10 protein-coding genes and 1 other RNA gene are annotated in these 13,672 nt (G+C 69.0%); 8 read left to right on the forward strand and 3 right to left on the reverse strand.

The window, feature by feature from the left end; all coding sequences use genetic code 11:
• The first annotated feature begins 6 nt into the window (after positions 1 to 6).
• Together VNO22_14330 and VNO22_14335 are read left to right on the forward strand one after the other, a co-directional pair.
• Positions 7 to 1,920 carry a fumarate reductase/succinate dehydrogenase flavoprotein subunit gene (locus tag VNO22_14330; GenBank protein ID HXG62543.1) on the forward strand — a complete coding sequence of 638 codons (1,914 nt, stop codon included), beginning with the start codon at positions 7 to 9 and terminating at the stop codon, positions 1,918 to 1,920.
• Positions 1,920 to 2,696 carry a succinate dehydrogenase/fumarate reductase iron-sulfur subunit gene (locus VNO22_14335; GenBank protein HXG62544.1) on the forward strand — a complete coding sequence of 259 codons (777 nt, stop codon included), beginning with the start codon at positions 1,920 to 1,922 and terminating at the stop codon, positions 2,694 to 2,696. The genes VNO22_14330 and VNO22_14335 overlap by 1 nt, the downstream gene beginning before the upstream one ends.
• Here the strand turns inward: VNO22_14335 and VNO22_14340 are convergent.
• Positions 2,693 to 4,120: a class II fumarate hydratase gene (locus VNO22_14340; protein HXG62545.1), complete on the reverse strand. Its 1,428-nt coding sequence runs from the start codon at positions 4,118 to 4,120 to the stop codon at positions 2,693 to 2,695. The two genes, VNO22_14335 and VNO22_14340, sit on opposite strands and share 4 nt — an antisense overlap.
• Before the next feature lie 63 nt (positions 4,121 to 4,183).
• Complete coding sequence (locus VNO22_14345) at positions 4,184 to 5,929, reverse strand: serine/threonine-protein kinase (GenBank protein ID HXG62546.1); 1,746 nt, start codon at positions 5,927 to 5,929, stop codon at positions 4,184 to 4,186.
• A gap of 85 nt (positions 5,930 to 6,014) precedes the next feature.
• Between VNO22_14345 and VNO22_14350 the strand changes: the two genes are divergently transcribed.
• Positions 6,015 to 6,854, forward strand: coding sequence for an aldo/keto reductase (locus VNO22_14350; protein HXG62547.1), 840 nt, complete (start codon positions 6,015 to 6,017; stop codon positions 6,852 to 6,854).
• Positions 6,855 to 6,882: 28 nt separating this feature from the next.
• Here VNO22_14350 and VNO22_14355 read toward each other — a convergent pair whose 3' ends face one another.
• The gene (locus tag VNO22_14355) at positions 6,883 to 9,570 is read right to left on the reverse strand and encodes a PQQ-binding-like beta-propeller repeat protein (protein ID HXG62548.1); all 2,688 of its coding nucleotides are present in this window, start codon (positions 9,568 to 9,570) and stop codon (positions 6,883 to 6,885) included.
• A gap of 144 nt (positions 9,571 to 9,714) precedes the next feature.
• On the opposite strand from VNO22_14355, the gene VNO22_14360 reads away from it, so the two are divergent.
• The 5 genes from VNO22_14360 to VNO22_14380 all read left to right on the forward strand — a co-directional run bounded on the left by VNO22_14360 (position 9,715) and on the right by VNO22_14380 (position 13,620).
• Positions 9,715 to 10,464: a hypothetical protein gene (locus VNO22_14360; protein ID HXG62549.1), complete on the forward strand. Its 750-nt coding sequence runs from the start codon at positions 9,715 to 9,717 to the stop codon at positions 10,462 to 10,464.
• 68 nt (positions 10,465 to 10,532) lie between these two features.
• An RNA gene (rnpB, locus tag VNO22_14365) (RNase P RNA component class A) lies at positions 10,533 to 11,053 on the forward strand.
• A gap of 32 nt (positions 11,054 to 11,085) precedes the next feature.
• Positions 11,086 to 11,553 (forward strand): PDZ domain-containing protein, encoded by a 468-nt coding sequence (locus tag VNO22_14370; protein ID HXG62550.1) that lies wholly within the window; start codon positions 11,086 to 11,088, stop codon positions 11,551 to 11,553.
• A 59-nt stretch (positions 11,554 to 11,612) separates the two neighbouring features.
• On the forward strand, positions 11,613 to 12,239 hold the full coding sequence (locus VNO22_14375) for a hypothetical protein (GenBank protein ID HXG62551.1): 627 nt from the start codon (positions 11,613 to 11,615) through the stop codon (positions 12,237 to 12,239).
• A 76-nt stretch (positions 12,240 to 12,315) separates the two neighbouring features.
• Positions 12,316 to 13,620 carry a PDZ domain-containing protein gene (locus tag VNO22_14380; GenBank protein HXG62552.1) on the forward strand — a complete coding sequence of 435 codons (1,305 nt, stop codon included), beginning with the start codon at positions 12,316 to 12,318 and terminating at the stop codon, positions 13,618 to 13,620.
• The last annotated feature ends 52 nt before the right edge of the window (positions 13,621 to 13,672 follow it).

Genomic DNA, 13,672 nt, shown 5'->3' on the forward strand with positions numbered 1-13,672 from the left:
GCGGCCATGGAACTTCGCGCCAACGCTCCCTCGGGGCCGATCGAGACGGCGTGGGACCGCCATCGCTTCGACATGAAGCTCGTCAACCCCGCCAACCGCCGCAAGTACACCGTGCTGGTGGTCGGGTCGGGCCTGGCGGGGGCGTCGGCGGCGGCCACGCTCGGGGAGCTCGGCTATCAGGTGCGGTGCTTCTGCATCCAGGACAGCCCCCGGCGCGCTCACTCGATCGCCGCCCAGGGCGGCATCAACGCGGCGAAGAATTATTCCAACGACGGCGACAGCGTCTACCGGCTCTTCTACGACACGATCAAGGGCGGGGATTTCCGCGCGCGGGAGCGCAACGTCTATCGCCTCGCCCAGATCAGCGTTCAGATCATCGATCACTGCGTGGCCCAGGGGGTGCCCTTCGCGCGGGAGTACGGCGGTTATCTCGTCAACCGCTCCTTCGGCGGAACTCAGGTGGCCCGGACGTTCTACGCGCGGGGGCAGACGGGCCAGCAGCTTCTGCTCGGGGCGTATCAGGCGCTCCTTCGACAGGTGGACCGCGGCACGGTGCGGATGCATTCCCGGACCGAGATGCTGGATCTCGTCGTCGTGGACGGCCGGGCGCGGGGCATCGTGACGCGCGATCTCGTGACGGGAAGGGTCGAGTCCCACGCGGGCGACGCGGTCGTTCTGGCCACGGGCGGCTACGGAAACGTCTACTATCTTTCGACCAACGCCAAAGGGTCCAACGCCACCGCCATCTGGCGCGCGTACAAGCGCGGCGCGCTCTTCGCGAATCCCTGCTTCACGCAGATCCACCCGACCTGCATTCCGGTCACGGGCGACTATCAGTCGAAGCTCACCCTCATGAGCGAGTCGCTCCGCAACGACGGGCGCATCTGGGTGCCGAAGAAGAAGGGAGACACCCGCCCGCCGCACCAGATTCCCGAGGAGGAGCGGGACTACTACCTGGAGCGGCGCTACCCGGCGTTCGGGAACCTCGTTCCGCGGGACGTGGCCTCCCGGGCCGCCAAGGCGGTCTGCGACGAGGGGCGCGGCGTCGGCCCGGGGGGACTCGGCGTCTACCTGGATCTGGCCGACGCGATCCGCCGCCTGGGGCCTCAGGCGATCCGGGAGAAGTACGGGAACCTGCTCGACATGTACCAGCGGATCACCGACGAAGATCCCATGAAGGTCCCCATGCGGATCTATCCCGCGGTCCACTACACGATGGGCGGGCTGTGGGTGGACTACAACCTCATGAGCACGATTCCCGGCCTCTTCGTCATCGGCGAGGCCAACTTCTCCGATCACGGGGCCAACCGTCTGGGGGCGAGCGCCCTCATGCAGGGGCTGGCGGACGGCTATTTCATCGTTCCCTCCACGCTGGCGAATTATCTCGCGCAGACGAAGCTCGAGAAGATCGGGCCGGACCATGCCGAGTTCCGGCGGGTCGAAGGGGAGGTGGGGGAGCGCCTGCGGAAACTTCTTTCCATCCAGGGGCGCCGCACGGTGGATTCGTTCCACCGGGAGCTGGGGAAGATCGTGTGGGACTATTGCGGCATGAGCCGCAACGAGAAAGGCCTGCGGGAGGCGCTCCGCCGGATCCCGGCCCTGCGCGAGGAATTCTGGCGGGACGTCAAGGTCGTCGGCGGGGGCGAGGAACTCAACGCCGCGCTCGAGAAGGCCGGCCGCGTGGCGGATTTCTTCGAGCTGGCGGAACTCATGTGCCTGGACGCCCTGGAGCGGGACGAATCCTGCGGGGGCCATTTCCGGGAAGAGCACCAGACGCCCGAGGGGGAGGCGCTCCGGGACGACGAGCGTTTCTGCCACGTGGCCGCCTGGGAATATCGGGGACCGGACCGCCCGCCGGCGCGCCATGTGGAGCCCCTGACGTTCGAGTACGTCAAGCCCACCCAGCGGAGCTACAAGTAATGAATCTCACCCTCAGAATCTGGCGCCAGAAGGACCGCCGGGACGCGGGACGCTTCGTGACCTACGAGGTGCGGGACATCACGCCGCACATGTCGTTCCTGGAGATGCTGGACGTCCTCAACGAGGATCTGATCCGGAAGGGAGAGGATCCCGTGGCGTTCGATCACGACTGCCGCGAAGGGATTTGCGGGACGTGCGGCGTGGTGATCAACGGGCGGCCGCACGGTCCCTGGAAGGCCACGACAACCTGCCAGCTGCACATGCGGGCGTTCAAGGACGGCGACACGATCGTGATCGAGCCTTTCCGTGCGGCGGCGTTTCCGGTGCTCAAGGACCTCGTGGTGGACCGGAGCGCCTTCGACCGGATCCTCCAGGCGGGCGGCTACATCAGCGTGAACACGGGGAGCGCCCCCGAGGCCAACACGATTCCGGTTCCCAAACCCGTCCAGGAGCGCGCGATGAACGCGGCGGCCTGCATCGGATGCGGCGCCTGCGTGGCGGCCTGTCCGAACGCCGCGGCGATGCTCTTCGCGGGCGCCAAGATCACGCATCTGGGGGTGCTTCCGCACGGGCAGCCGGAGCGCTGGGACCGCGCGGTCCGCATGGTGGAGGCGATGGACGCGGAGGGGTTCGGCCACTGCACCAACGCGGGCGAGTGCAGCGAGGTCTGCCCCAAGGAGATTCCCCTCGAGGTCATCGCCCACATGAACCGGGACTACCTCCGCGCACGGCTCCGCGGCGCGCCCGCCCAGGCGGCCGAAGGCGGGACGGGCTAACCGCCGCCTCCGCCTCCGCCGGCCGTCTCCCCCGGCTCGGTCATCTTCCGGAAGTCGAAGATCCGGTCGGCTTCCTCCGGCCGCACCAGACCCTGCTCCACGGCCAGCTTCTTCACGCTGGCGCGGCGGGCGAGCGCCTCCTTGACGAGTTTGGCCGCCCGCTCGTAGCCGATGAGCGGATTGAGCACCGTCGCCGAAATGGGATTCTTCTCCAGCAGCTCGGCGCACCGCTCCTCGTTCGGCCGCAGGCCGTCCACGCACTTGGCCGCGAAGAGCCGGCATCCCGCCGCCAGCAGCGAAATCGATTCGAGCACGTTATGGATCATGACGGGAATCATGACGTTGAGCTCGAAGTTCCCGCTCTGTCCGCCCAGCGTCACCGCCAGATCGTGGCCGATCGCCTGCGCGGCCACCTGAAGGAGCATCTCGCTCATGACCGGGTTGACCTTCCCGGGCATGATCGAGGAGCCCGGCTGGAGGTCCGGAAGGAAAAGCTCCCCGAGGCCGCCGATCGGGCCCGACCCCATCCAGCGCACGTCGTTGGCGATCTTGATGAGCGCGCAGGCCAGGCCCTTCAGGGCACCCGACACCATCACGAGGTCGTCCCGCGCTCCCTGCGCTTCGAAGTGATTGCGCGCCTCCCGGACGGGGAGCCCCAGCGCCTTCGACAGGATCGCCGCGACGCGCCCGCCGAACTCGCGGTGGGCGTTGATCCCCGTTCCGACCGCCGTGCCTCCGATCGCCAGCTCGAGAAGTCCCTGCGCGGCCCGCTCGATCTGCTCCCGGCTCTTGGCGATTTGCGCGGCGTACCCCCCGAACTCCTGGCCGAGGCGCACCGGCATCGCGTCCATGAGGTGCGTGCGGCCGAGCTTGACCACCCCGTCGAAGTCCCGGGCCTTCTTCTCGAGCGCCTCCCGCAGGCGGTCCAGCGCCGGATAGAGCTCGTCCCGCAGGGCCAGAAGCGCCGCCAGATGCGCCACGGTGGGAATGACGTCGTTGGACGACTGGCTCATGTTGACGTGGTCGTTGGGATGCACGGGCCGGTAGGCGCCCCGCGCCCCGCCCAGCTTCTCGTTGGCGAGGTTGGCGATCACCTCGTTGGCGTTCATGTTCGAGGAGGTCCCGGAGCCCGTCTGGAAGACGTCCACGGGGAACTGGTCGTCGTGGCGTCCGGCGGCCACCTCCGCGCAGGCGTCCTGGATCGCCCGGGCGATCTCCGGAGTCATCCGGCCGGGTTTCAAGGCCAGGTTCGCCTCCGCGCAGGCGCTCTTGACGTGAGCGATCGCCAGGATGAACGATCGTCCGAACCGGCGGCCGCTGACGGGGAAGTTCTCGACCGCCCGCTGCGTCTGAGCGCCCCAGTAGGCCCGCGCGGGGACGCGGACCTCGCCCATGGTGTCCTTTTCGACGCGGAATTCGCTCACGGGTTTCTCCTCCGGAACGGCGAGGATTCTATAGGGACCGAAGCCTGAAACAAAGGGTTTGTCCTACGGTTCCGGCGACAGGCACCAGCGCACCGCCGCGTCGAAGAGCGCCCAGCCGGCCTCGTCGAGGGGAACCTCGGGATCCTCGGGGAAAAGAAATCCCACCCGCGGCGCGGGCGCCGTCCGGCGTCTCATGGCCGCTCCCTTCGGATAAGCGAAGACGAGCGGCCGGGTCGGATCGCCCGGAACCGAGGCCACAACGAGAGCGCCTTCCGCAGGCCGGACCCGCCGGACGGCAACGGGACGCCGGAAGAATCGCACGGGGCCGGAAAGACCCGCCCCCAGCGGATGTCCCCCGGGCGTCCGGATCTCCACCTCCGTCGGACGCTCGGCGTCGTTCCGCTCCGCCTCGGCCGCCCCAAGCGTCATCCCGAGGGCGTCCCACAGATCGGGGCCGGCGCACAGGATCGGAACCGGAAGGGCGGCGAACCGCTCCGCCTCCGCGAAGTCCTTCCCCGGGAGCGAGGGGGCGAGCGCGATCAACCCCTTCTCCTCGACGTCGGCGGGGACCAGGAGGCCCGCATCGACCACCGTGACGGCGAACCCGAGACCGTTGAGGCGCGTGCGGATCGCCGTATCGGGAGCGTTCATGCGGGCGGACGCGCCGACCACGAGGAGCGCGTGCCGGCGCGCGTGGGGCGAGGAGGAAGGAAGAAGCGGGACGAGCGCGGCCAGGAGGGCCAGCGCTCCGGCGGCCGCCGCCCAGGCCGCCCGGCTTCCGCGCCTCCGCGAGGGGGAGGGAGATTCCCCGAGCCAGCGCCCCAAGTCGGCCGCCATCGCCTCCGCCGTCGCGTAGCGTTTTTCGGGATCCGGGGCCATGGCCTTCCGGCAGATCGCCTCGAGCCCGGGATCGGGCGGCGGAAGCCCCAGCTTGCGCGCCCGCTCCGACGGCGGGTCGATCGCCCCGTCCACCACCTTCGAGAGCATTTCGACGGGCCCCTTGCCCTCGACCGGCGGCCGCCCGGTGAGGACCTCGTAGAGGATCGCCCCCAGGGCGTAGACGTCCGTCCGGCGGTCGAGATCGTCCCGCCCGCGGGCCTGCTCCGGACTCATGTAGGCGGGGGATCCCACGACGAATCCCGAGGGCGTCAGCGAGATGGCCCCGCTGGCCTCGAGGTTCTTGGCCAGGCCGAAATCCGTGATGAAGGGCCGCCCGGCGGAGTCGACGAGGATGTTGGCGGGCTTGAGGTCCCGGTGGAGGACCCCCTGCTCGTGAGCCGAGTGGACGGCGAGGGCGACGTCCCGCAGGACGCGCACCTGTTCGCGCAGGGGCGCGCCGGCGTGCCGCCAGTCCCCGAACGGGCGCCCCTCGACGAACTCCATGGCCAGATAGCGGCGGTCCTCGATGACGCCGGCTTCGTAGAGCGTGCAGATGGCGGGATGCTTGGGGAGGTTCGCCCCCACCCGCGCCTCCTGCACGAAGCGCTGCCATTCCTGCAGAGCCTGCCTGGGGCGCTCGGTCTTGCGGTTGAACAGCACCTTGAGGGCCACGCGGCGGTCCAGGGTGAGATCCCGCGCGTCGTAGACCACGGCCATGCCGCCGCGTCCCACGATGCGGTCGAGGCGATACTTGCCGAAGACGCCCAGCGGCGGAAGCTTCTCGTCCGCCGGAGGCGGCGGCGCGGGCCGCGAGGAATCCGCCGCCACGACGAGAAGTCCCCCGCAGGCCGCGCAGCGCCGCGGCGGAGGGCTCCCGGCCGGCGGGAGATCGCAGGGTTGGCCGCAGGACACGCACGTCAGATGGGCCACCGTGGAACGGATTATCCGACGCCTTCGCGCGGCGTCAATGGGCACGTGACGCCGGACGGCGGTTCGGCTACGCTGGAGGGAGATGATGGATCTGCGCCCGTTCGGTCCCACCGGTCGGGACGTGCCCGTCGTGGGCCAGGGAACCTGGAGGATGGAGCTCGCGCCGGCATCCGCCGTGGCGGCGCTGCGCCGCGGTCTGGACCTGGGGATGACGCACATCGACACGGCCGAAATGTACGGCGACGGGCGGGTCGAAGAGATCGTGGGCCGGGCGATCCGGGGACGGCGCGACGAGGTCTTCCTGGTTTCGAAGGTCCTTCCCTCGAACGCCTCCTACGAGGGAACGCTTCGGGCCTGCGAGCGGAGCCTGGCGCGGCTCGGGACGGACCGCCTGGATCTCTACCTGCTCCACTGGCCGGGACGGCATCCTTTCGAGGAGACCGTCCGCGCCTTCGAGCGTCTGAAGCGGGAAGGCAAGATCCTCGCTTACGGCGTGAGCAACTTCGACGCGGACGAACTCGACGAGGCCGTCCGCATCGCCGGCCCCGGTCGCATCGCCTGCAACCAGGTTCTCTACCATCTGGGCGAGCGGGCGATCGAGCACCGGGTGCTTCCTCGGTGCGCGGCGCTGGGGATGGCGCTGGTCGCCTACAGCCCGTACGGCCAGGGGGCGTTCCCGGATCCCCGCTCGGAGGGGGGGCGCGCCCTGGAGGAGGTGGCCCGTGCCCTCGGCGCCACGCCGCGCCAGGTCGCGCTGGCGTTTCTGCTGCGGAATCCGCGCGTGTTCGTCATTCCCAAGGCGTCGCGACCGGAGCATCTCGAGGAGAACGCCGGCGCCGCGGCGGTGAAGCTGGGTCCCGAGGACGCGGCGAAGATCGACCGGGCCTTTCCCCGCGGACGGCCGCGGCCCCTCCCGGTGCTCTGAGCCACGCGGTCCTTTTCCGGAACGGCCGTCACCGGCGTTCCCAGGGGGGGCCCAGCTCGCGGGCCTCGTCCGCTCCGACCAGAGAAAGCTGAAACCCGCTCGCCTGGGACGTGTAGAAGACGCGGCCGTTCGAGACGACCGCCCCCAGGCACTCGCGCGAATCCACGGCCGGCCCCGTGGAGACGAGCCTGTTGCCGTCGGACAGATCCACGATGTCCACGTTGGCTCCGAGGAGGTACGGCTCCGACATCGTGAACCGGCAGCAGGCGTAGTTGTGGGTGATCGTGCTGAGGATTTTGCCCGTGTGGCGGTCGAGGATGTGACCGTTGCCCCGGAGCGCCATCGAGAAGATGTAACGTTCGCCCACGGTGATGACGTTGAGGGCGGATTTCACCGGTTCGGATTGCCAGACGAGCGAACCGTCGGCGGCGTTGAGGCACGTGATGAAGCGATCCTCGGTCCGTTCGTGCGGGCGGTTGTTGCCGCCCAGATAGATCCGTCCATCCCGGGCGCTGACCGTGCACTTGGACGTGACGTAGTACCGGGTGGTCAGCCAATGGACGTCGCCCGTTTCGGGATCCAGGCATGCCGTCAGTCCGTTCGCTTCGGCGGGCTGGCCGCGGCGGCGCCGCAGCTCCGCGGCGTACCCGAAGAACGTGGAGTAATAGAGCCTGCCGTCCATGAGGGCCAGGCCGCAGTCGTTTCCGCCCCGGCCGTACTCGGAAAAATCCTTCTGCCACACGAGGCGTCCGGTTTCGAGATCCCACGCCCAGATCAGAGGCCGGTTGTCCGACGGGTAGTAGGGGTTGTCGTTGGAGTAAATCCAGCTCATGACCTCCTTTCCGCCGGGGAAGTGTTCCGGTTCGGCCTTGAAGGTGAAGGGCTTCTCCGAGCCCTGGGGCGCGTACGTGCCGGAGCCGGAGGCGTAAATGACCCGCCGCCGTCCGTACAGGACCGGCGGGAACTGCCGGCTCCAGCTCGGCGAGCCGGTAAAAGGAGCTTCCCAGAGGAGCTTCCCGGTCGCCGCGTCGAGGCACCGCACGAAGGATCGCCGGAGGCCCGCCTGAGGCACGTAGAGCCGCTCCTGATGGTAAAGCGGCGAGGTGAACGAAAGATACACCCCCGGCCACCAGCGTCTCCAGAGAAGACGTCCGGTATCCTGCTCGACGGCGATCACCTGTCCCTCGGCGGTGTGCGTATAGAGCCGTCCTCCGCCGCAGACCGGGATGTGCTTGACGGTCCCTTCGACGCGCCGGACCCATCGCACCTTGAGGGGCAGTTTGAGCCCCTGGGCGTTGGCGTTGGTGCAGGCGAAGTCGCCGTAGTTCGTGTACCAGTCGTAGCGGGCGGCCGCCCAGGGACCGGCCAGCGGCCGGCGGATTTTCCACACCTCGAGGTCGCGGGTCGGCGGCGGCGCCGTCCCGTCCGGTCCCAGCACGTACAGGTAGCCGTCTTCGCTTCCGAAATAGATGCGGCCGCCGGAAACCGCCGGCGAAGCCGTGATCGGCGCCCCCCAGGGCGTCCGGAACGACCACGCGGGGCCTCCGCCCAGGGGGACGACATAGAGGGCGCCGTCGAGTCCTCCGTAGACGGCCGTGTCGCGAAGGAGAATCGGAGAAGCGATCGCTCCGGTTGGGGCCAGAACTTCGGGATCTTCGCGGCCGGCGGCGTGCCGCGCGAGCCCGAAGCCTTCCTCCGGCCGGCACCGGTAGACGTCCTTGCCGCGGATGCTGACCGACGCGAAGCTCAGAAGCCCCGGAAGGTGAATCGCCGTCTGAGTGCCTTTGACGAAGTCGGTTTCGATCGCGCCGCCTTTCGGCCGGAGGATCTCGACGCGACCGGCGTTGTCGCGGCGATGCCACTGCACGTAGACCTCGCCCTCCTCGCCCACGCTCTGCCCGAAGCAGGCGGGATACTCGCGTCCGTCGTAGGCGGGGATCTCTCCGATCCTGCGGAGCTCCGCCCGGCCTCCGGCATCTTCCAAAAAGACCGTCCGGCCGCCCGCCGGGATGAGGACCGTGCGGCCGTAGAGCGACAGGTCCCGTGAGGTCACGAAGTGCTCCCTCCACGTGACGCGGCCCTGCTTGTGCTTGAGCCAGTCGGCTCCGCTCCAGCGGTCGCCCTCGAATCGGAGGACCTCGCGCACGAAGTCCCACGTCCAGGCGAGGGTACCGTCCGGCTCGACCGCGTAAACCGTGGAACCCAGGGTGACGAAGTACGCACGCCCGTTGCCGACGGCGGGACTCGAAAAGATCGCATCCCCGCAATCGATTTCCCGCACGATGCGGCCGGTGGCGCGGTCGAGAACGTAGTAGTACCCGGCGGAGGTTCCGAAGTGAAGGTACGGGCCGATCACAGCGGGGGACGAGACGTTGTTGACGTTCCCCGCGCCTCCGCGGGTGGGAGTTTTCCAGACGACCTCGAGCGTGCGCGCGTCGAGGGCGAAGGCGACGCCCGAGCCGTCGACGACATGGACGCGGCCGTCGGCGACCACGGGCGAGGTCTGGATCGCGTCGGTGAGAGGCACCGCGCCCACGAGGCCGAGCGGGGGTCGGACCTCCCGGTCGGGCGCGTTTCCGGAGCGCCGCGCGTCGAACTTGAGCTGGGGCCAGTCGTCGGCCCGGGATGAGGGCTCCGGGGATCCGCCCGCCGGCCCGTCGCCCGCGCGTGAGGGCGAAGGAGCGACCGCCAGGAAAATCGTCCAGAGGAGGATCATCGTCGGCCGTCTCCTTGTCTTTGCTCGCCCCTGCCGCCGGCGCCGGTCGTCCGGACGGAGGTCTCAGTAGTATTACGCCCGGTCCGCAGATCGGGCGGCGGCTCGGCTGTACGCCGTTCTCTTGCGGAACTACAATGTGGCTTGATGAACGTGCGCCTGGGGTGTCGCCGGAGCGCTCTTCGACGAATCGCGCGATGCGCGTTCGCGGTCCTGATCGCGGCGGCGGGCGGGTGCTCGGCGATCCCCATTGATCCGCATTCCTTTCCTCTCGAGAGGCTTTCCGAGGCGCATCGGGCCAAGGTCGAAGCGGTTCTGTCCGATGTCGCGGCGGTGGTGTCCCTGGAAGGAGGCCGGGTGAAGAGCCGGCCGGAAATTTATGACTTCCTGTTGGACGAGATGCCCTTCACCGGCGGCGTCGTGCGGGCGCTCGGGCGGGGGGACTGGAAAATCTTCCGGGATCCCGAGCGACCGGAGCGAAACGTCTTCCACGTTCTGGACGCGGACGGGATGAGCCTGAGATTCGAGCTGGTCTGGCGGGAACCGTCGCGGCGGCTGTACGTGTCGGAGGGGGTTTTCCCGATGGGGATTCTGCCGGCCTTGCGGGGGAGTACCGTGGTGGTGATGAGGACGATTCCGCAAGGAGAGGAGGTCTGGACCGACGCGGTCGTCTACGTGCGGGTGGAGACGCCGTTTTATTCGGGCCTGGCCAAGGGGCTGCGGGGACTCGTCGAGGACAAGGTTCGCGAGAAGTCCGGGTACTTCATCCGTGCGGCGCGGTGGGTGGCGGAAGAAGCGGCGGCGCGGCCGGACGAGCTCTGCCGCGCGGCGGCCGGCTCTCCGGAGGTGGATCCGGCGGCGCTTGAGGAATTCCGGAAGCGATTCGCCGGTCCGTGAACCGGGTTGCTTCGTTCTCCGCCGTACCCTATAATGTCGGTCGGTTCTCTGAAATTCGGGCGGAAGGAGACGGGGCGCGGGCGGTCGCGGTCGCCGAGAGGCGGCCGAGGCAAAGTCCGGGCTCCCGAGGGCAGGGTGGTCGCTAACGGCGACACGGCCCCGCCAGGGGCCGATGGAGAGTGCCACAGAGAAGATACCGCCGATGGTCTTCCCGCACGCCGAAGGGCGTTCGAGAGGAATCAGGCAAGGGTGAAAAGGCGGGGTAAGAGCCCGCCGCCCCGGCGGCGACGCCGGGGGTCCGCCGTCGCGTCCGGTTTCGGCCGCGGCGCCGCGGCGGATCCTCCCCAGCGGCCGGAAGGCCGCCGAGGAGGACACGGAAAACCCCACCCGGAGAAAGGCCGAATAGACGCGCGCCATCCTGGCGATCGACGGTGGCCCGCCGGAAGCCTTCCCGCACAGGGAGGGGGCGCGCCATGGGTAGGCCGTTCGAGCGCCGGCGCAAGCCGTCGCCCAGATTGATGACCGCCGCTTCCGGCCCGGAAACCCCGGGACGGGAGACCAGAACCCGGCTTACAGCGCCCCGTCTCCCTCCGCCCGCCACGGCAAGGAGGGGATCGGGCGATGGCGATCGCGTGCCTCGCGGCGGCGCTTCTCGGGACCCCCGTTCAGGAGGATCAGGACGCCGCGCATCGGCGGATTCTCGAGCGCGTCGAGCGCGAGGTCCGCGAATCCTACCTCCGCCTGCGCCACGAGCTTCGCGCGCTCATCCGTTCGGAGATCGAGCGGGCGCGCGCGGCGGCTCCCCGGCGCGCCTACCTGGGCATCGTCGCCGGCGATCTGGGAGACGACGAGCGCCGCGCGCTCGGAATTCCGGGAGGCATCAAGATCGCCGAGGTGCGCGGCCCGGCCCGCGAGGCGGGCGTCCGGCCGGGAGACATCCTGCTCGAGGTCGATGGGGTTCCGGTCAGCGAGGAGCGCATCGCCGGGATCCTGGGGCGGTACCGTCCTGGAGACCGCGTGGCGGTCACGGTGCTGAGAGATCGGCGCCGGGAAACGCTGAACCTCCGGTTGGGGGAGCGCGCCGAGTAGAGGGGGGAGGGATTGCGTTGTAGCGGACGCGCCGTTCGGCCGATATAATGGGGGCGCCGATGGTGACGCAAAGCTTCTATACGCCGGTGCAGGCCGCTCAAGTGCTCGGCTGCTCCGAGCAGGAAGTCGTCGATTACATCAAGTCCGGGCAGCTCAACGGCCAGTACATGGCCAACATCGCCAACTACGTCATCACCCACAACGACCTTCTGGCCTTCCTCAAGGCCACCAAGGATTTCAAGACGATCCAGAAGATCCTGACCCGCCGGATCATCCTGGTCGATCGGGATCCCAAGGTGCAGGACATCGTGCGGATGGAGCTGGGGCGCCAGGGCTTCGAGGTGCGCGTGGCCACCACGGAGCGGGAGGTGGCGTTCCTGGCGGACGAGATCCAGCCGGACGTCATCTGCGTCCACGCCGCGGCCACGACGCGCGGGAAGGACCCGGTGGGGCCCAGCCTGGAGCGGGCGCGCCGGGTTCACAAGACCTACGTCATCCTCTATCACAACTACGCTCCCCATTTCGCCAGCACCCCCGAAGTCGCCGCGCAACTTCAGGCGGTCCCCGCGGATCTAATCGTATCGACGGACCGCGGAGTCACTCCCCTGGTGGAGGCCGTGCGGGCCCGGTTCGGCCTCAAGGGCGGAGGCGGGGTCACGCCTCCTCCCCGCGGCCCGCTGCGGTAGCGCTCCCCAACGGGGTTGCCGGCGGGACGTATTACCTCTGAACGGAGGCGATCGAACGGTTCCCGAGGGAGGCTTTATGAAGTTCCTGCGGACATTCCTGGCGGGGCTCGGGATTCTGGCGGCGGCCGTGCCGGCGGCGGCCCAGGATCAGGACAAGGAAGCGCTCAAGAAGAAGATCCTGGAGGACGTCGAGCGCCGCCTCCGGCAGGAAGAAGAACGCCTTCTCAAAGACATCGAAAAGATGCTCGAGGAGGAACTTTCCGGGGTCCGAAAGGCGCCGCCTCCGGAATCCAAGCCTCCCGCTCCGCCGCGCAAGGCGCGCGGGTACCTGGGGATCCGGCCCGGAGACCTGAGCGACGAAGAGAAAAAGGATCTCGGAATCAAGAACGGGATCCGGATTTTCGAGGTTGTCGAAGGAGGCCCGGCGGCCAAGGCCGGCCTCAAGGCGGACGACGTCCTGGTCGCCATCGACGGGAAACCCATCGAGTCGCCCCAGGAGATTCCCGCCCTGATCCAGAATCTCGGAGAGGGCGCCCGCATCAAGGTGGAGTACCTTCGAGACGGGCGCCGTTCCACCGCCGAGGTGACGCTGGGGCGCCACCCGATGGACGCCGCGGGGGCGGAGGCGGCCCCGAAGAAGGAGGAGCCGCGGCCCGCCGAACCTCCCCGCGCGGAACCGCGGAAGGAGGAGCCCAAGAAGGAGGAGCTCCGGGAGCGCGTCAAGAAGTTCCTCGAGCCGCGCGAAGGGGAGCGCAAACAGGAAGAGCCCCGGGGCCCGGAGCGCGGCGCTCGTGGCGACGACGAGGGACTCGATTTCTTCGCCCTGGAGGACGAGGTCTTCGAGCAGCTCCGGGCCGTCTTCGAGCAGCTCGGAATGGATCCGGAGCAGTTTTTCGAGCAGGGCAAGGACGGCAAGTGGAGGCTCAACCGCGATCTGCGGGAAATGTTCCGCGGCCTGGACCTCGAGAAGTTCCGCGACCTTCTGCCGGGCAAGGAGGCGCCCGCCCCCCGCGCGAAGCCTCCCGCCCGCCCGGCCCCCAAGGTCGAGCCCCGCAAGGAAGCTCCCGCGCCTGCGGCGCCGCGGGCCTGGCTGGGGATCCAGCCGGAGGAACCGGCGGAACAACTCCGGGCTCAGCTTGAGATTGAGGACGGCGTCGGGCTTCTCGTGGCCGACGTCGTCTCCGGAAGTCCGGCGGAGCAGGCGGGACTCCGGAAGAACGACATCCTCCTCAAGATCGACGGGCAACCCGTCCGGGGCGAGGAGGGGCTGGCCAAATTCATGGAGGCGGCCAAGCCGGGCCAGGAGGCGGCGCTGACGATTCTGCGCCGCGGCAAGGAGCAGGTCCTCAAGGTCAAACTCGGCGAGCGAAAGGGCGAATAGCCCCCCTTCGTTTTCTCCGCCGCCCGAATTCCTGAAAGGTCGGCGCGCGGCG

The organism is Planctomycetota bacterium (assembly GCA_035574235.1).
GTDB lineage: Bacteria > Planctomycetota > MHYJ01 > MHYJ01 > JACPRB01 > DATLZA01.